General features: G+C 62.6%; 14 protein-coding genes. All 14 read left to right on the top strand.

Going from position 1 to position 19521, the window contains the following annotated elements:
* Positions 1-329: 329 nt before the first annotated feature.
* The 14 genes from hutU to mdoH all read left to right on the top strand — a co-directional run bounded on the left by hutU (position 330) and on the right by mdoH (position 19501).
* Complete coding sequence (gene hutU, locus P7C00_RS02515; protein ID WP_346634435.1) at positions 330-2012, top strand: urocanate hydratase; 1683 nt, start codon at positions 330-332, stop codon at positions 2010-2012.
* 129 nt (positions 2013-2141) lie between these two features.
* Positions 2142-3611, top strand: a complete 1470-nt coding sequence (locus P7C00_RS02520) for a purine-cytosine permease family protein (protein WP_404938085.1) — start codon at positions 2142-2144, stop codon at positions 3609-3611.
* A gap of 75 nt (positions 3612-3686) precedes the next feature.
* Positions 3687-4652 carry an ABC transporter substrate-binding protein gene (locus P7C00_RS02525; RefSeq protein ID WP_404938086.1) on the top strand — a complete coding sequence of 322 codons (966 nt, stop codon included), beginning with the start codon at positions 3687-3689 and terminating at the stop codon, positions 4650-4652.
* Positions 4653-4724: 72 nt separating this feature from the next.
* On the top strand, positions 4725-5576 hold the full coding sequence (locus P7C00_RS02530) for a proline/glycine betaine ABC transporter permease (protein WP_346634438.1): 852 nt from the start codon (positions 4725-4727) through the stop codon (positions 5574-5576).
* Positions 5573-6403: a glycine betaine/L-proline ABC transporter ATP-binding protein gene (locus tag P7C00_RS02535; protein WP_346634439.1), complete on the top strand. Its 831-nt coding sequence runs from the start codon at positions 5573-5575 to the stop codon at positions 6401-6403. The genes P7C00_RS02530 and P7C00_RS02535 overlap by 4 nt, the downstream gene beginning before the upstream one ends.
* 69 nt (positions 6404-6472) lie before the next feature.
* Positions 6473-7996: a histidine ammonia-lyase gene (gene hutH / locus P7C00_RS02540; RefSeq protein ID WP_404938087.1), complete on the top strand. Its 1524-nt coding sequence runs from the start codon at positions 6473-6475 to the stop codon at positions 7994-7996.
* Between the two features lie 116 nt (positions 7997-8112).
* Positions 8113-9651, top strand: a complete 1539-nt coding sequence (gene hutH / locus P7C00_RS02545) for a histidine ammonia-lyase (RefSeq protein WP_346634441.1) — start codon at positions 8113-8115, stop codon at positions 9649-9651.
* Positions 9652-9777: 126 nt separating this feature from the next.
* Positions 9778-11190 carry an amino acid permease gene (locus P7C00_RS02550; protein ID WP_346634442.1) on the top strand — a complete coding sequence of 471 codons (1413 nt, stop codon included), beginning with the start codon at positions 9778-9780 and terminating at the stop codon, positions 11188-11190.
* 12 nt (positions 11191-11202) lie between these two features.
* On the top strand, positions 11203-12408 hold the full coding sequence (hutI, locus tag P7C00_RS02555; RefSeq protein WP_404938088.1) for an imidazolonepropionase: 1206 nt from the start codon (positions 11203-11205) through the stop codon (positions 12406-12408).
* A 10-nt stretch (positions 12409-12418) separates the two neighbouring features.
* A complete protein-coding gene (gene hutG, locus P7C00_RS02560) occupies positions 12419-13219 on the top strand; it encodes an N-formylglutamate deformylase (RefSeq protein ID WP_404938089.1) in 801 nt (266 codons plus the stop codon).
* Between the two features lie 216 nt (positions 13220-13435).
* Entirely contained in the window at positions 13436-14407 is a 972-nt protein-coding gene (gene pip, locus P7C00_RS02565; RefSeq protein WP_346634445.1) for a prolyl aminopeptidase, read from the top strand.
* The gene (gene dtd / locus P7C00_RS02570; protein WP_346634446.1) at positions 14404-14841 is read left to right on the top strand and encodes a D-aminoacyl-tRNA deacylase; all 438 of its coding nucleotides are present in this window, start codon (positions 14404-14406) and stop codon (positions 14839-14841) included. The genes pip and dtd overlap by 4 nt, the downstream gene beginning before the upstream one ends.
* Positions 14842-15117: 276 nt before the next feature.
* A complete protein-coding gene (locus P7C00_RS02575) occupies positions 15118-16938 on the top strand; it encodes a glucan biosynthesis protein G (protein ID WP_404938090.1) in 1821 nt (606 codons plus the stop codon).
* Entirely contained in the window at positions 16931-19501 is a 2571-nt protein-coding gene (mdoH, locus tag P7C00_RS02580; RefSeq protein WP_346634448.1) for a glucans biosynthesis glucosyltransferase MdoH, read from the top strand. Before P7C00_RS02575 ends, mdoH begins: the two co-directional genes overlap by 8 nt.
* Positions 19502-19521 lie beyond the last annotated feature (20 nt).

A 19521-nucleotide genomic window follows, 5' to 3' on the forward strand; every position in this document is an offset into this window, starting at 1 on the left:
CAATCCGCACCTGTCGTGCAGAACGGGCGCACATTTCCCTGCAGTTGCTGTTTCTCTCGCGCACCAGTTTGTTACCGAACGCCCCAGCACAGCGCAAAACCGAGTTTTGGTAACAGCTTCGTTGCGGCCAAAAATCTCTTCTAGAAAATTCTCGCCCTGTTGAAAGCCTTGTCCAGCAAGGCCTGCGCTTTTCTCCCAAGGTTTTTCAGTTACGTCTCAAGCGAGTTGGCCGCTTGATTGCATATGCTTGTATGTACAAGTAAATATGTGTGCGTAAGAGTCGATGGAATCCTCTTCGCACCTTGGACTCATCGCCGAGGAGTTTTTCCGTGACTGACAGCAAACCCACCAAATTCCGCAATGTCGAAATTCGCGCCGCACGCGGCAACAAGCTGACCGCCAAGAGCTGGCTGACCGAAGCGCCGCTGCGCATGCTGATGAACAACCTCGACCCGGAAGTTGCCGAGAACCCCAAGGAACTGGTGGTCTACGGCGGCATTGGTCGCGCCGCGCGCAACTGGGAGTGCTACGACAAGATCGTCGAAGCCCTGACTCAGCTGAATGACGACGAGACCCTGCTGGTGCAATCCGGTAAGCCGGTGGGCGTGTTCAAGACCCACAGCAACGCGCCACGGGTCCTGATCGCCAACTCCAACCTGGTGCCGCACTGGGCCAGTTGGGAGCACTTCAATGAGCTGGACGCCAAGGGCCTGGCCATGTACGGCCAGATGACCGCCGGCAGCTGGATCTATATCGGTAGCCAGGGCATCGTCCAGGGCACCTACGAAACCTTCGTTGAAGCCGGTCGCCAGCACTATGATTCCAACCTCAAGGGCCGCTGGGTCCTGACCGCCGGCCTCGGCGGCATGGGCGGCGCACAACCGCTGGCCGCGACCCTGGCCGGGGCTTGCTCGCTGAACATCGAGTGCCAGCAGATCAGCATCGACTTCCGCCTCAAGACGCGCTACGTCGACGAGCAGGCCACTGACCTGGACGACGCCCTGGCGCGGATCAAGAAGTACACCGCCGAAGGCCGCGCGATCTCCATCGCCCTGTGCGGCAACGCCGCTGAAATCCTTCCGGAACTGGTACGCCGTGGTGTGCGTCCGGACATGGTCACCGACCAGACCAGCGCCCACGATCCGCTCAACGGCTACCTGCCCAAAGGCTGGACCTGGGAACAGTATCGCGACCGCGCCAAGACCGAGCCTGCTGCCGTGATCAAGGCCGCCAAGCAGTCCATGGCCGAGCACGTCAAAGCCATGTTGGCCTTCCAGAAAATGGGCGTTCCGACCTTCGACTATGGCAACAACATCCGCCAGATGGCCCAGGAAGAGGGCGTGGAAAACGCTTTCGACTTCCCAGGTTTCGTCCCGGCCTATATCCGTCCGCTGTTCTGCCGCGGCATCGGCCCGTTCCGTTGGGCGGCGCTGTCCGGTGATCCTCAGGACATCTACAAGACCGACGCCAAGGTCAAGGAACTGATCCCCGACGACGCCCACCTGCACAACTGGCTGGACATGGCGCGTGAGCGCATCAGCTTCCAGGGTCTGCCGGCGCGGATCTGCTGGGTCGGCCTGGGCCAGCGCGCCAAGCTGGGTCTGGCGTTCAACGAGATGGTGCGCAGCGGCGAGTTGTCGGCGCCGATCGTCATTGGTCGTGATCACCTGGACTCCGGCTCCGTAGCCAGCCCGAACCGTGAAACCGAATCCATGCAGGACGGTTCCGACGCCGTGTCCGACTGGCCGCTGCTCAACGCCCTGTTGAACACCGCCAGTGGCGCGACCTGGGTTTCCCTGCACCATGGCGGTGGCGTTGGCATGGGCTTCTCCCAGCATTCGGGGATGGTCATCGTCTGCGACGGTACCGATGAAGCAGCCGAGCGGATTGCCCGGGTGCTGCACAACGATCCGGCCACCGGGGTCATGCGGCATGCCGATGCCGGCTACCAGATCGCTATCGATTGCGCCAAGGAACAGGGCCTGAATCTGCCGATGATCACCGGCAAATAACCACCCCTCCCTGTCGGAGCCAGCTTGCTGGCGAAGCAAGCACCGCGGTGCATCAGCTACACCGCCTCGCGAGCAAGCACGCTCCTACAGTGGAAATCGTCTGCAGTGCCCATTAGAGGTTTGACGTCCATGGCTTCATCGAATGATCGTGCAAGCAACAAGCCGTTGATCGAAAGGCGTTCGATCGACTACATCCCGGAAGCGGAAAGACACGGTCGTCTATTGAGCCAGTTCACCCTGTGGCTGGGTGCCAACCTGCAGATCACGGCTATCGTCACCGGCGCTCTGGCGGTGGTGTTGGGCGGTGATGTGTTCTGGTCGTTGATCGGTCTGTTGATCGGGCAACTGCTGGGCGGCGGGGTGATGGCGCTGCATGCGGCGCAAGGGCCGCAACTGGGGCTGCCGCAGATGATCTCCAGCCGCGTGCAGTTCGGTGTGTATGGCGCGGTGATTCCTCTGGTGCTGGTGTGCCTGATGTACGTCGGCTTTTCCGCCAGCGGCTCGTTGCTGGCCGGGCAGGCGGTGGCGCAATTGCTGCACGTCGAGGACTGGGTCGGCATTGTGCTGTTCGCCGGCTCGATCATGGTCTTCACCATTTTTGGCTACCGGGTGATCCACGGTATCGGTCGCATCGCCAGCGTGCTTGGCGTGGTGGCTTTCATCTATCTGTTCTACAAGCTGCTGGCAGGCAACGATATCGCGGCCTTGCTCGGCAACAAGCATTTCTCACTGGCCAGCTTCCTGTTGGCGGTGTCGCTGTCGGCCTCTTGGCAGATTGCCTTTGGCCCCTATGTGGCCGATTACTCGCGTTATCTGCCGCGCAGCACTTCGGCGGCAAAAACCTTCTGGGCGGTTGGCCTGGGTTCGGTGATCGGCGCCCAGGCCTCAATGGTCTTCGGGGTGTTTGCCGCGGCGCTGGCCGGTTCCCAGTTCGCCCATCATGAGGTGTCGTTCATCGTCAGCCTCGGTGGTACCGGGATCGTCGCCGGCCTGCTGTATTTTGCGGTGGCCTTCGGCAAGGTCACGGTGACCACCCTGAACGCCTACGGCAGCTTCATGTCGATCGCCACCATCATCAGCGGCTTCCGCGGCAGCCGGCATATCGGCAGTGGCGTGCGCCTGCTCTACATCTTCCTCATGGTGTCGATCGCCGCGGCGCTGGCACTGCTGGGCAAGGACTCGTTCCTCAAGGACTTCTCCGCCTTCATCCTGTTCCTGCTGGCGTTCTTCACGCCCTGGAGCGCGATCAACCTGGTGGACTTCTATTGCATCACCAAAGAGCGCTATGACATCCCGGCCCTGTCCAACCCGGACGGCCGCTACGGGCGCTGGAATGCCATGGGCATCTCCATTTATGTGTTCGGCGTGCTGATCCAGATGCCGTTCATCTCCACCCACTTCTATACCGGCCCCCTGGTGGCGAGTCTTGGCGATACCGATATCTCCTGGATCATCGGCCTGGTGGTGCCCGCGGCGTTGTACTACGTCTGCGCGAAGAAGTGGCATGGCGCGGTGCCCGAGCACCTGATCCTGCCGGTAGAGCAGGACGCGCCCAACGAACAAAAGCTGAGTCAGGCCCGTCGCGCTGCTGCGGTGTGAGTCTTGACGGGACGTGGACAGGGCTGGATGCCTCTTAACTGCCGTAAGCCAACTCATGATTAGGAGCGTCACACAATGAAAATGCATAAGACCCTGCTGACCACGTTGCTGTCCTTGGGCTTGCTGGCCGCTTCCGGCGCCCAGGCGGCCGGCTGGTGCGAGTCGGGCAAAACGGTGAAGTTCGCCGGTCTGAATTGGGAAAGCGGCATGTTGCTGACCGACGTCCTGCAGTTTGTTCTGGAGAAGGGCTACGACTGCAAGACCGACAGCCTGCCGGGCAACTCCATCACCATGGAGAACGCCCTGGGCAGCAATGACATCCAGGTCTTCGCCGAAGAGTGGGTGGGCCGCAGCGAGGTGTGGAACAAGGCCGAGAAGGCCGGCAAGGTCGTGGGTGTCGGCGCACCGGTGGTGGGCGCCGTCGAAGGCTGGTATGTGCCGCGTTATGTGATCGAGGGCGACGCCAAGCGCAAGCTCGAAGCCAAGGCGCCGGACTTGCAGAACATCGCCGACCTGGGCAAGTACGCCAGCGTGTTCAAGGACCCGGAAGAGCCGACCAAGGGCCGCTTCTACAATTGCCCGGCCGGCTGGACCTGTGAGCTGGACAACAGCGAGATGCTCAAGAGCTACGGCCTGGAAAGCAGCTACACCAACTTCCGTCCGGGCACCGGCCCGGCCCTGGATGCGGCGGTGCTGTCGAGCTACAAGCGTGGCGAACCGATTCTCTTCTACTACTGGTCGCCGACCCCGCTGATGGGCCAGGTGGATCTGGTCAAGCTGGATGAGAAACCCGGCGTCGACAAGAGCGTGAGCATCAAGGTCGGCCTGTCCAAGACCTTCCACGACGAAGCCCCGGAGTTGGTGGCGGTACTGGCCAAGGCCAACCTGCCCATCGACCTGCTCAACCAGAACCTCGCGCGCATGACCCGCGAGCGCATCGAGTCGCCGAAACTGGCGAAAATCTTCCTCAAGGAACATCCTGAAGTCTGGCACGCATGGGTGAGTGACGACGCAGCCAGGAAAATCGACGCGGCCTTGTAGGTCGGGCTTTTCCGGCGGTTCACAAGAGCCGGCGGAGGCTGGACCACAACCTCCTTTGATCGAGAATTTCTTATGTTTCCAGAAAGCTTCACCTTTTCCATCGCCGACTGGGTCAACGGCTGGGTCGACTCCCTGGTGACCCACTACGGCGATGTGTTCCGGCACATCTCCGACACCCTGTTGTGGGCCATCGTCAACCTTGAAGGCCTGCTGCGCGCGGCGCCCTGGTGGCTGATGCTGGCGATTGTCGGCGGCATCGCCTGGCATTCCACCCGCAAGCTGCTGACCACGGCGGTGATTGTCGGCCTGCTGTTCCTGGTGGGCGCCGTCGGCCTGTGGGACAAGCTGATGCAGACCCTGGCGCTGATGCTGGTGGCGACGGTGATCTCGGTGCTGATCGGCATTCCCCTGGGGATCCTCTCGGCCCGCAGCAACCGCCTGCGTTCGGTATTGATGCCGCTGCTGGACATCATGCAGACCATGCCCAGCTTCGTGTACCTGATCCCGGTGCTGATGCTGTTTGGCCTGGGCAAGGTGCCGGCGATCTTCGCCACGGTGATCTACGCCGCACCGCCGCTGATTCGTCTCACCGACCTGGGCATCCGCCAGGTGGACGGTGAAGTGATGGAGGCGATCAACGCCTTCGGTGCCAACCGCTGGCAACAGCTGTTCGGCGTACAACTGCCCCTGGCCCTGCCGAGCATCATGGCGGGGATCAACCAGACCACCATGATGGCCCTGTCGATGGTGGTGATCGCCTCGATGATCGGCGCCCGTGGCCTGGGCGAGGATGTGCTGGTGGGGATCCAGACCCTCAACGTTGGGCGCGGCCTGGAAGCCGGGTTGGCGATCGTGATTCTGGCGGTGGTGATCGACCGCATTACCCAGGCCTATGGTCGTCCACGCCATGAGGTGAACAAATGAACAACGCTGCCGTCAGCAAGATCGAAGTCAAGAACGTCTTCAAGATATTCGGCAACCGTTCCGCCGACGCCCTGGCGATGATTGGCCAAGGCAAGGGCAAGGACCAGGTGCTGGCCGAAACCGGTTGCGTAGTGGGGGTCAACGACCTGTCCCTGAGCATCGGCACCGGTGAGATCTTCGTCATCATGGGCCTGTCCGGTTCCGGCAAGTCGACCCTGGTGCGTCACTTCAACCGCCTGATCGACCCCACCAGTGGGGCGATCCTGGTGGATGGCGAAGACATCCTGCAATACGACATGGAAGCCCTGCGCCAATTCCGTCGACACAAGATCAGTATGGTGTTCCAGAGCTTCGGTCTGCTGCCCCACCGCAATGTCCAGGACAACGTCGCCTACGGCCTCAAGGTGCGTGGCGAGAGCAAGTCGGTGTGCGCCGAGCGGGCCTTGCACTGGATCAACACCGTGGGCCTCAAGGGTTACGAGAAGAAGTACCCGCACCAGCTGTCCGGCGGCATGCGCCAGCGCGTCGGCCTGGCCCGGGCCCTGGCTGCAGACACCGACATCATCCTCATGGACGAAGCCTTCAGCGCCTTGGACCCGTTGATCCGTGCCGAGATGCAGGACCAGTTGCTCGAGCTGCAGAAGACCCTGCACAAGACCATCGTCTTCATCACCCACGACCTGGACGAGGCGGTACGCATCGGCAATCGCATCGCGATTCTCAAGGACGGCCGCCTGATCCAGGTGGGGACGCCGAAGGAGATCCTGCATTCGCCGGCGGATGAATACGTCGATCGTTTCGTCCAGCGTCGCGCCGCCACAGTGTAGGAGCCGGCTTGCCGGCGAAAGGTCCGGCAAAGCGGCAGACAACCCAAGGTTTGCAAGAAGAGGTCCCCGATGTCCCAGGCTGAAAAAATCGTTATCGCCGACGCCCCCCTGGGTTGGCAGGATGTAGTCGCCGTCGCCCGTCATGGCGCGCAGCTCGAGCTGTCGGCCCAGGCCTGGGCGCGTATCGACAATGCCCAGGCCATCGTCCGCCAGGTGGTGAACAGCGGCGAGCGCGCCTATGGCATCAGCACGGGCCTTGGCGCCTTGTGCAACGTGGTGCTGGCCGGTGAGCAACTCAGCCAGCTATCGCGCAATACCTTGCTCAGCCATGCCTGCGGTGTCGGGCCGGCGCTGGCCGACGAACAGACTCGGGCGATCCTCTGCGCCGCCATCATCAACTACAGCCATGGTAAATCCGGTATCCACCGGCAGGTGGTCGAGGCGTTGCTGGCCTTGCTCAATCGCGGCATCACCCCACAAGTGCCGTCCCAGGGGTCGGTGGGTTATCTGACCCATATGGCCCACATTGGCATCGCCTTGCTGGGCGTCGGTCAGGTCAGCTATCGCGGTCGCATTGTTTGCGCCGAACAGGCCCTGGCCGAAGAGGGGCTGCAGCCGGTGCAACTGGGGGCCAAGGATGGCTTGTGCCTGGTCAACGGCACGCCGTGCATGACGGGTCTGAGCTGTCTGGCCCTGGCCGATGCCAGCCGCCTGTTGCAGTGGGCCGACGTGATCGGCGCCATGAGTTTCGAAGCCCAGCGGGGCCAGATCGACGCCTTCGATGCCGAGATCATCGCCCTCAAGGCGCACCCCGGCATGCAGGTGGTGGGCAGCAATCTGCGGGCCTTGCTCGATGGCAGTGAAGTCATCGCCGCTAGCCGCGGCATTCGCACCCAGGACGCCTTGAGTATCCGCTCCATTCCTCAGGTACATGGTGCGGCCCGGGATCAGTTGGCCCATGCGATCAAGCAGGTAGAAACCGAGCTCAATGGCGCTACCGACAACCCGTTGCTGCTGGGCACCCCGGATCACTATCGGGTGGTGTCCCAGGCCAATCCTCACGGGCAATCGGTGGCTCTGGCGGCGGATCTGCTGGCCATCGCCATGGCTGAGATCGGCTCCATTGCCGAACGTCGCCTGGACCGCTTGATCAACCCCCATGTCAGCGGCTTGCCGGCATTCCTGGTGAGCGAGCCCGGGGTCAACTCCGGAATGATGATCGTGCAGTACGTGGCGGCCTCGCTGTGTGCGCAGAACCGTCAGTTGGCCCAGCCGGCGGTGCTGGACAACTACGTGACTTCGGGCCTGCAGGAGGACCACTTGAGCCTGGGCACCAACGCCGCGCTGAAGCTGCATCAGGTGCTGGAGAACTGCACCCAGATCCTGGCCATCGAGTACCTGCTGGCCGCCCAGGCCTTCGAATTTCTCAAGGAGCAGCGCTTCGGCACCGGCACCGGTATCGCCTGGTGCCTGCTGCGCGAGCGGATTGCGGCCTATGACCAGGACCGCTGGCTGGCGCCGGACATTGCCGGCGCCGCGGCGCTGCTCAAGGACCCTTTGCTGCTGCCCAAACGTTTTTCCAAGGTGCAATAAACCGTTTTTCCCATAACCAGCGTGCCAAGGCGTCACTCGCTCGATACTGCGAGTGACGACGGATAACGGAAGCTTCCGGAGCGACTGGTAGTTATTACAAAACTCTCAAAAGGAGCATGAATGTGACTGCGCTAAACCTGATTCCCGGCCAACTGACCCTGGCCCAACTGCGGGCCATCTATCAGCAGCCGCTGACCCTGACCCTGGATGACAGCGCCTCGGCGCAGATCGACGCCAGCGTCGCTTGTGTCGAGCAGATTCTCGCCGAGAACCGCACCGCCTACGGGATCAACACCGGATTTGGCCTGCTGGCTTCGACCCGCATCGCCAGCGCCGACCTGGAAAACCTCCAGCGTTCCCTGGTGCTGTCCCATGCCGCCGGCGTGGGCGAGCCCATCAGCGACGATCTGGTGCGTCTGATCATGGTGCTCAAGGTCAACAGCCTGAGCCGCGGTTTCTCCGGCATCCGCCGTCAGGTGATCGATGCCCTGATCGCCCTGATCAACGCCGAGGTCTATCCGCATATTCCACTCAAGGGCTCGGTGGGCGCTTCCGGCGACCTGGCGCCTTTGGCCCACATGTCCCTGGTGCTGCTGGGTGAGGGCAAGGCGCGCTACAAAGGCCAATGGCTGGAAGCGACCGCAGCCCTGGAAATCGCCGGCCTCAAGCCGCTGACCCTGGCCGCCAAGGAAGGCCTGGCGCTGCTCAACGGCACCCAGGTGTCCACCGCATACGCCCTGCGCGGTCTGTTCGAAGGCGAAGACCTGTTCGCCGGTGCCCTGGTCTGTGGCGGCCTGACGGTGGAAGCCGTGCTGGGTTCGCGCTCGCCGTTCGATCCACGGATTCACGCCGCTCGCGGCCAGCGCGGGCAGATCGATACCGCTGCGGCCTATCGCGCCTTGCTGGGAGACAGCACCGAGGTGTCCGCCTCGCACCAGAACTGCGACAAGGTTCAGGACCCGTACTCCCTGCGTTGCCAGCCGCAAGTGATGGGCGCCTGCCTGACCCAGTTCCGCCAGGCGGCCGAAGTGCTGGTGGTCGAAGCCAACGCCGTGTCCGATAACCCGCTGGTGTTCGCAGCCGAAGGCGATGTGATTTCCGGTGGCAACTTCCACGCCGAACCCGTTGCCATGGCGGCCGACAACATGGCCCTGGCCATCGCCGAGATCGCTTCCCTGAGCGAGCGCCGTATCTCGCTGATGATGGACAAGCACATGTCCCAGCTGCCGCCGTTCCTGGTGGCCAATGGCGGGGTCAACTCCGGCTTCATGATCGCCCAGGTGACCGCTGCGGCCCTGGCCAGCGAGAACAAGGCCCTGGCCCACCCGCACTCGGTGGACAGCATTCCCACCTCCGCCAACCAGGAAGACCACGTGTCCATGGCTCCGGCCGCCGGCAAGCGCCTGTGGGAAATGGCCGAGAACACCCGCGGTGTTCTGGCCGTGGAATGGCTGGCGGCCTGTCAGGGCCTGGACCTGCGCGAAGGCCTGAAAACCTCGCCGACCCTGGAAAAAGCCCGTGCCACCCTGCGCGAGAAAGTGGCGTATTACGAGAAGGACCGTTTCTTTGCACCGGATATCAACGCGGCCAGCGAATTGTTGGCTTCGCGGTGCCTGAACGACCTGTTGCCGGCTCAGTTGCTGCCGAGCCTCTAAGACACTTTCGCCGGCCAGCGGGCTCCTGCGGGGGCTGCGCGTCGGCGAAATCTTTGGGTGGGCCGGGCCTTGGCTATTGAGGGTCGGTCCACCGCTTTCTCTGATAAGAATAATTAGGGACGAGAAATGACACAGCAAACCCAAGGATTGAAACGCGGGCTGACGGCCCGCCACATTCGCTTCATGGCCCTGGGGTCGGCCATTGGCACCGGGTTGTTCTACGGGTCGGCCTCCGCCATCCAGATGGCCGGCCCGGCCGTGCTGCTGGCCTACCTGATTGGTGGCGCAGCGGTGTTCATGGTGATGCGCGCCCTGGGGGAGATGGCCGTGCACAACCCGGTGTCCGGCTCCTTCGGGCAGTACGCCAGTCAGTACCTGGGGCCTTTGCCGGGCTTTATCCTGGGCTGGACCTACGCGTTCGAGATGCTCATCGTCTGTCTGGCGGACGTCACTGCTTTTGGCATCTATATGGGCTTCTGGTTTCCCGAAGTAGCACGCTGGATCTGGGTACTGGGCATCGTCCTGCTGATCGGCGGCCTCAACCTGTGCAGCGTCAAGGTCTTCGGCGAGATGGAGTTCTGGTTGTCGCTGCTCAAGGTCGGGGCGATCGTCGCCATGATCCTCGGCGGGTTCGGCATCATGATGTTCGGTATCGGCAGTGCGGCCACCGAGCAGGCCACCGGCGCCAGCAACCTCTGGGCCCATGGCGGCTTCATGCCCAATGGCATTGGTGGGGTGATCGCGTCCTTTGCGGTGGTGATGTTCGCCTTTGGCGGCATCGAGATCATCGGTGTCACCGCCGGCGAGGCCAAGGACCCACAGCGGGTCATCCCCAAGGCGATCAACGCGGTGCCTCTGCGCATCTTGCTGTTCTACGTACTGACCCTGTTCGTGCTGATGTCGATTTTCCCCTGGCCGCAGATTGGCACCCAGGGCAGCCCCTTCGTGCAGATATTCGACAGCCTGGGCATCAGTTCGGCAGCCACCATCCTCAATATCGTGGTGATTTCGGCGGCGGTATCGGCGATCAACAGCGATATCTTTGGTGCCGGGCGCATGATGTACGGCCTGGCCCAGCAAGGACAGGCGCCCAAGGGCTTTGCCCAGGTGTCCAAGGCCGGCGTGCCGTGGATGACCGTGGTGGTGATGGCCGTGACGCTGTTGGGCGGCGTGGTATTGAACTACCTGATCCCGGAAAACATCTTCCTGCTGATCGCGTCCCTGGCCACCTTCGCCACGGTCTGGGTGTGGCTGATGATTCTTCTGACCCACGTGGCGATGCGTCGCTCCATGAGCGCCGAGCAAGTGGCCCGGTTGCAGTTCAAGGTGCCGTTCTGGCCTTGGGCGCCGGCAGCGGCGATTGCCTTCATGCTGTTCATCTTCGGCGTCCTGGGCTATTTCCCGAAAACCCAGGCGGCGCTGATGGTGGGCGTGGTGTGGATCGTTCTGCTGGTGGTGGCCTATATGCTGTGGGTCAAGCCGGTGGCGGGGCAGGCTCAGCAGATCCGCGTCGATTCTTCTTTACCTACTGATCATTAACGGAGGCCCTGGATGAAAACTCTTTGGCAACACTGCAACGTCGCCAGCATGGCCTCGGGTATCTACTCGATCATCGAGGACGCGGCCATGGTGACGTCAGGGGCGCACATCGAGTGGATCGGCCGGCGCTCGGAGGCGCCGGCCGGCGACTACGCCCAGGTCAAGGACCTGGCTGGAGCCTGGGTAACCCCGGGCTTTATCGATTGCCACACCCACACGGTATTTGGCGGCAACCGCAGCGGCGAGTTCGAGCAGCGCCTGCAGGGCGTGAGCTACGCCGAGATCGCCGCGGCCGGTGGCGGTATCGCCAGCACCGTACGGGCGACCCGCGCAGCCACTGAAGAGGAACTGTTCGTCAGCGCCCGCAAGCGTCTGCTGAGCCTGCTGCGGGACGGTGTCACCAGCGTCGAGATCAAGTCCGGCTACGGCCTGGACCTGGCCAGCGAGCGCAAGATCCTGCGGGTGATCCGCCGTCTCGGCGAGGAGTTGCCGGTCAGTGTGCGCAGCACCTGCCTGGCGGCCCACGCCCTGCCGCCGGAATATGCCGAGCGCAGTGACGACTACATCGAGCATATCTGCAGCGAGATGCTCCCGGCCCTGGCGGCCGAGGGGCTGGTGGATGCCGTGGATGCCTTCTGTGAGTACCTGGCGTTCTCCCCAGCCCAGGTGGAGCGGGTATTCATTGCCGCGCACAAGCTCGACCTGCCGGTGAAACTGCATGCCGAACAATTGTCGTCCTTGCATGGCTCGAGCCTGGCAGCGCGCTACCGGGCGCTGTCTGCCGATCACCTGGAGTTCATGACCGAGGACGATGCCATTGCCATGGCGACATCGGGGACCGTGGCCGTGCTGCTGCCGGGTGCGTTCTATTTCCTCCGGGAAACTCAGTTGCCACCGATGGATGCCCTGCGCAAGCACGGGGTGAAGATTGCCGTGGCCAGCGACCTCAATCCTGGGACTTCGCCGGTGCTGTCGCTGCGCCTGATGCTGAACATGGCCTGCACTTGTTTGCGTATGACGCCGGAGGAGGCGTTGGCCGGGGTCACCTTGCACGCGGCCCAGGCCCTGGGCATGGCGCAGACCCATGGTTCGCTGGAAGTGGGCAAGGTGGCGGACTTTGTCGCCTGGCAGATCGATCGTCCCGCCGACCTGGCCTACTGGCTGGGCGGTGACCTGGAAAAACGCGTCGTGCGACACGGCGTTGAAGTGACTGTTTAGGAGACGGGTTGTGGATAAGGTTCTGACATTCAAACAAGGCCGGGTGCCCCTGCTGATCAGCATGCCCCATGCCGGTACGCGCCTGACGCCGGCAGTGATGGCCGGTCTGGTTCCACAGGCGCAAAGCCTGCCGGACACCGACTGGCACATTCCACGGCTGTATCAGTTCGCCGAGGAGCTGGGGGCCAGCACCCTGGCGGCCGAATATTCGCGTTTCGTCATCGACCTGAACCGGCCTTCCGATGACAAACCGCTGTACGTCGGTGCTACCACTGGCCTGTATCCGGCGACGCTGTTCGATGGCGAGCCGTTGTTCGTCGAAGGGCAGGCGCCGTCCAAAGAAGAGCGGCAGCAATACCTGGAACAGGTCTGGGGGCCCTATCACCGCACCCTGCAAGAGGAGCTGGCGCGGCTCAAGGCCGAGTTCGGCTATGCCTTGCTGTTCGATGCCCACTCCATTCGTTCGCTGATCCCTCATCTGTTCGAGGGCAAGCTGCCGGACTTCAACCTTGGCACCTTCAACGGCGCCAGCTGCGATGCGCAACTGGCCAGCCGTCTGGAGAGCATCTGCGCCGCCCATGGCGATTACACCCACGTGCTCAACGGTCGGTTCAAGGGGGGGCATATCACCCGGCATTACGGTAACCCGGCCGAGCACATTCATGCGGTGCAACTGGAACTGGCGCAGAGCGCCTATATGGAGGAGTTCGAGCCGTTCCGCTATCGCGAGGACCTGGCGGCACCGACCCAGGTGGTGCTCAAGGCATTGCTGCAGGGGCTGCTGGCCTGGGGGCAGGAGCGTTACCGCTGACATTGCTTTGGCCAGCAAGCTGGCTCCTACCGCGGATGCACGCCTTTATATAGGAGCGAGCTTGCTCGCCAAGCGCCCTGCGCGACTCGTCGCAATCCCCTGAACAACCCTGTTTTCTTCAAGGACATGCTCATTGCGTAATTCGGGTTTATGATGCCAAACGGCAGAATAAATGAAGTCCCACCAGGGATGAACCCGACCTCCACGGAGCGCGTAATGCAGACTTTGTACCCGCAGATCAAACCCTATGCCCGGCACGATCTGGCCGTCGACAAGCCCCATGTGCTGTATGTCGACGAAAGTGGTTCACCGGAAGGTTTGCCGGTGGTGTTCATTCACGGTGGTCCGGGCGCGGGCTGTGATGGGGCGAGTCGCTGCTATTTCGACCCGAACCTGTACCGCATCGTCACCTTCGACCAGCGCGGTTGCGGACGTTCCACCCCCCACGCCAGTCTGGAAAACAACACCACCTGGGACCTGGTGGCGGACCTGGAGCGGATTCGCCAGCACCTGGGCATCGACAAATGGGTGCTGTTCGGCGGCTCCTGGGGTTCGACTCTGGCCCTGGCCTATGCCCAGGCCCACCCGGATCGAGTGCTGGGCCTGATCGTGCGGGGCATCTTCCTGGCCCGTCCCCAGGAAATCCAGTGGTACTACCAGTGCGGCGCTAGCCGTCTGTTCCCGGATTACTGGCAGGACTATGTGGCGCCGATTCCCCTGGAGGAGCGGCATGACCTGGTCAGCGCCTTCCACAAGCGCCTGACCGGCAATGACCAGATCGCCCAGATGCATGCCGCCAAGGCCTGGTCGGGTTGGGAAGGGCGCACCGCGACCCTGCGTCCGAACCCGCTGGTGGTGGACCGCTTCTCCGAGCCGCAGCGGGCGCTGTCGATTGCCCGGATCGAATGCCATTACTTCATCAACAACGCTTTCCTCGAACCCGACCAGCTGATCCGCGACATGGGCAAGATCGCCCATCTGCCCGGGGTCATCATCCACGGTCGCTACGACGTGATCTGCCCCCTGGACAACGCCTGGGAGCTGCATCAGGCCTGGCCCAACAGCGAGTTGCAGGTGATTCGCGATGCGGGTCATGCCGCCTCCGAACCGGGCATCACCGACGCCCTGGTACGAGCCACTGATCAGATGGCTCGCCGCCTGCTCGACCTGCCGCCTGAAGAAGCATGAAGGGGCTGTTGCAGCGCGTAACCGGCGCGCGGGTTGAAGTGGCCGGGGAAATAGTCGGTGCGGTGGACCAGGGTTTGCTGGTGCTGGTGGCGGTGGAGCCCGAGGACACTCGGGCCAGCGCCGACAAACTCCTGCATAAGCTGCTTAACTATCGGGTGTTCAGCGATGCTGAAGGCAAGATGAACCTGTCCCTGACGGATGTGCAGGGCGGGCTGCTGCTGGTGTCGCAGTTCACCTTGGCGGCAGACACCAAAAGCGGGTTGCGTCCGAGCTTTTCCACGGCTGCGCCACCTGCACTCGGTGAGGAGCTTTTTGACTACCTGATAGCGAAGGCGCAACAGTTGCATAGCAAAGTGGCATCAGGGCGTTTTGGCGCGGACATGCAGGTGCATCTGGTCAATGATGGCCCGGTAACCTTCCTGTTACAGACCTGAAAGCGCCTGAAACATCTTTTTCCACCGATTTGGGCCGGAAACTGCTGTTTTTCGCGATAAATACTTTGTTACCCCTGATGCGTTGTAACGCGGGCTACTAGATAATCGCGCGCTACGGGGATCAGCGTTCGTTGGTCCATTTTGACTTTAGTAGAGACTTGTCCACGGCCGCTTGGGGAATCATTTAGCCCCATCGGAGTCGGAACAATGCTCGCCAACCTGGCATATAGATAGCTGGCCGTTGGTTTTTTGATCTGTTTTCGGCGAGGGTTGCTCGTGATTGTTAGTCCCTGTAATGCACCAAACTTGTTTGCCAAACGGTTACGAAACGCACTGGTGACGGGCTCTGCGCTGGTCTGCCTGTTCGGCGCCGGTCAACTCATGGCATTCAATCTGGATGATGTGTCGGCCAAGGCCAAGGACTTGGCCGGGCAGAAGTACGAGGCCCCGCGCAGTAACCTGCCGAACGAATTCCGTGAGATGAAGTTTGCGGATTACCAGAAAATCCGCTTCCTCAGCGAAAAAGCCGAATGGGCCGATCAGAAGACCCCATTCAAGCTGTCGTTCTATCACCAGGGCATGCACTTCGACACGCCGGTGAAGATCAACGAGATCAGCGCCAACACCGTATCCGAGATCAAGTACGACCCGAATCGCTTCGATTTCGGCGACGTCAAGTTCGATCCCAAGGCCACCGAAAAGCTCGGCTATGCCGGTTTCCGTGTGCTGTACCCGATCAACAAGGCTGATAAGCAAGACGAGATCATGACCATGCTGGGCGCGAGCTACTTCCGCGTCGTCGGCAAAGGCCACACTTATGGCCTGTCCGCCCGTGGTCTGGCGATCGACACCGCCCTGCCGTCCGGCGAAGAGTTCCCGCGCTTCAGCGAGTTCTGGATCCAACAGCCCAAACCAACCGACAAGCATCTGGTGATCTACGCCCTGCTGGATTCGCCACGGGCCACTGGCGCCTACCGCCTGACCCTGCGTCCGGGCGCCGACACCATTGTCGACGTCAAGGCTCGGGTGTTCCTGCGTGACAAGGTCGGCAAGCTGGGCCTGGCCCCGCTGACCAGCATGTACCTGTTCGGCGCCAACCAGCCGTCGAAAGTCCTCAACTACCGTCGCGAGCTGCACGACTCCAGCGGTCTGTCGATCCATGCCGGCAACGGCGAATGGATCTGGCGTCCCCTGAACAACCCGAAACACCTGGCCGTGAGCAACTTCTCGGTAGAGAACCCGCGTGGTTTCGGCCTGCTGCAGCGTGGCCGTGACTTCAGCCACTACGAAGACCTCGATGACCGCTACGACAAGCGCCCAAGCGCCTGGATCGAGCCCAAGGGCGACTGGGGCAAAGGTACCGTCGATCTGGTAGAGATCCCGACTGCGGACGAAACCAACGACAACATCGTGGCGTTCTGGAACCCGGAAAAGCAGCCTGAGCCAGGCCAGCCGCTGGATTATGCCTACCGCCTGCACTGGACCATCGACGAAGCCGCCCTGCATTCCCCCGACAGCGCCTGGGTGCAACAGACCCTGCGCTCCACCGGTGACGTCAAGCAATCCAACCTGATCCGTCAGCCTGATGGCAGCGTTGCCTACCTGGTGGACTTCGAAGGCCCATCCCTGGCGGCATTGCCGGAAAACGCCGAAGTTCGCAGCCAGGTGAGTGTTGGCGACAATGCCGAGCTGGTGGAAAACAGCGTTCGCTACAACCCGGAAACCAAAGGCTGGCGCCTGACCCTGCGGATGAAGATCAAGGATGCGAGCAAGGCCACCGAGATGCGTGCCGCGCTGGTGCGCAACATCCCGGTAGCCGAGCCGGTCAAGGCTTCGACCCCTAACTCCAACTCCTCCGTTGCCAAGGCCGACAAGATCGCCGCCAAGCAACAGGAGAAGAAGGAGAAGGAAGCCGCTGCGGCAGCGGCCAAGCAGACTGAAGCCAAGCCGGCCAAAGACGCCAAGAATGCCAAGGACAAGGACCACAAAGACGCCAAGCAGCCTGCTGCCGAGGCGGCCCCAGCCACACCGGAACCGGTTAAAACTGAACAAGTCCTGACCGAGACCTGGAGCTACCAGTTGCCTGCCGATGAGTAACTCTCAACTACAGCCAGAGTCTCTTGCCGAGTACCTGGCGCACTTGCCGATGTCGGACCAGCAGCGCGCGGAACTCGCGGGCTGCCAGTCTTTCAGCGAACTGCACCAACGTTTGTCGTCAACGACCTTCGACGCTCCAACCGATGCCGCCCAGGTATCGGTGGGCCAGCGCCTGTCCTTGAGCACCGCCGCGGAACTCGAAGAAGCGGAAATGCTTGCGGTCGACGCCGAAGGCCGGGTCTGCCTCAAGGCCACGCCGCCGATCCGCCGCACCAAGGTGGTACCGGAGCCGTGGCGCACCAATATCCTGGTGCGTGGCTGGCGGCGACTGACCGGGCGCACCAACCCGCCCGCGCCGCCGAAGGACGAACGTGTGCTGCCGGCTGCGCGCTGGCGCACCGTGGGTTCGATCCGTCGCTACATCCTGCTGGTGCTGATGCTCGGCCAGACCATCGTCGCCGGCTGGTACATGAAAGGCATCATGCCGTACCAGGGCTGGTCCTTCGTCGACCTGGAAGAGGTCCTGCACCAGCCGCTGATGCAGACCGCGACCCAAGTGCTGCCCTATGCCCTGCAAACCAGCATCCTGATTCTTTTCGGCATCCTCTTCTGCTGGGTCTCGGCGGGTTTCTGGACTGCGTTGATGGGCTTCCTGGAGCTGTTGACTGGTCACGACAAGTACCGCATCTCCGGGGCCAGCGCCGGTAACGAGCCGATTCCCAAGGACGCACGTACCGCACTGGTGATGCCGATCTGCAACGAAGACGTGCCCCGGGTGTTTGCCGGTCTGCGGGCGACCTTCGAGTCGGTAGCGGCCACCGGTGACCTGGACCGCTTCGATTTCTTCGTGCTCAGCGACAGTAACGACAGTGATATCTGCGTGGCCGAGCAGCAGGCCTGGCTGGATGTCTGCCGGGAAGCCAAGGGCTTCGGCAAGATTTTCTACCGCCGTCGCCGTCGCCGTGTGAAGCGCAAGAGCGGCAACCTCGACGACTTCTGCCGTCGTTGGGGCGGTGACTACAAGTACATGGTGGTGCTCGACGCCGACAGCGTGATGAGCGGCGAATGCCTGACCAGCCTGGTGCGCTTGATGGAAGCCACGCCGGACGCGGGGATCATCCAGACCGCGCCACGGGCGTCGGGCATGGACACCCTGTATGCGCGCATGCAGCAGTTCGCCACCCGAGTCTACGGCCCGCTGTTCACCGCCGGCCTGCACTTCTGGCAGTTGGGTGAGTCCCACTACTGGGGCCACAACGCGATCATCCGCATGAAGCCGTTCATCGAGCACTGCGCCCTGGCGCCATTGCCCGGTAAAGGCGCCTTCGCCGGTGCGATCCTGTCCCACGACTTCGTCGAAGCCGCGCTGATGCGCCGTGCCGGCTGGGGCGTGTGGATTGCCTACGACCTGCCGGGCAGCTACGAAGAGCTGCCGCCTAACCTGCTGGACGAACTCAAGCGTGACCGTCGCTGGTGCCACGGCAACCTGATGAACTTCCGCCTGTTCCTGGTCAAGGGTATGCACCCGGTGCACCGTGCGGTGTTCCTCACCGGGGTGATGTCCTACCTTTCGGCACCGCTGTGGTTCTTCTTCCTGGTGCTGTCCACGGCTCTGCTGGCGGTCAATACCCTGATGGAGCCGCAGTACTTCCTCGAACCACGGCAGCTGTATCCGCTGTGGCCGCAGTGGCACCCGGACAAGGCCATCGCGCTGTTCTCCACGACTATCGTGCTGCTGTTCCTGCCGAAGTTGTTGAGCATCATCCTGATCTGGGCCAAGGGCGCGAAAGAGTTCGGCGGCAAGTTCAAGGTGACCCTGTCGATGCTCCTGGAGATGCTGTTCTCCATGCTGCTGGCGCCGGTGCGGATGATTTTCCACACCCGTTTCGTGCTGGCTGCATTCCTCGGCTGGGCCGCGACCTGGAACTCGCCACAACGTGACGACGACTCCACGCCGTGGAGTGAAGCCGTGCGCCGCCACGGTCCGCAGACCCTGCTGGGCTTCTGCTGGGCCCTGCTGGTGATCTGGCTGAACCCCAGCTTCCTCTGGTGGCTGGTGCCGATTGTCGGTTCTCTGATGCTGTCGATCCCGGTGTCGGTGATCTCCAGTCGTGTCGGTCTGGGCCTGAAGTCCCGTGACGAGAGTCTGTTCCTGATTCCCGAGGAATACGCTCCGCCCCAGGCGCTGCTGGCCACCGACCAGTACACCCACGAGAACCGCTGGCATGCGCTCAACGACGGCTTTGTCCGAGCCGTGGTGGACCCGCAGCAGAACGCTCTGGCCTGTGCCCTGGCCACATCCCGCCACACCCAGGCCGAGCCGATCGAATGGCTGCGCCAGGAGCGGGTGCGGCATGCACTGAAAGTCGGCCCGGCGGCCCTGAACAACAGCGAGCGCCTGGCGCTGTTGAGCGATCCGGTGGCCCTGGGGCGCCTGCACCAGCAAGTCTGGAGCGAGGGTCACAGCGATTGGCTGGACGCCTGGCGCCAGTCGGTGGATGCTGACCCCCATGCGCCGCTGCTGCCCTTGCAGCCGCTGATGGCGGCGCCGCAACCGGCCTGAAGCCAACGCCCTTGAGCCTC

Source organism: Pseudomonas sp. JDS08PS003 (assembly GCF_045013505.1).
Lineage (GTDB): Bacteria > Pseudomonadota > Gammaproteobacteria > Pseudomonadales > Pseudomonadaceae > Aquipseudomonas > Aquipseudomonas protegens_B.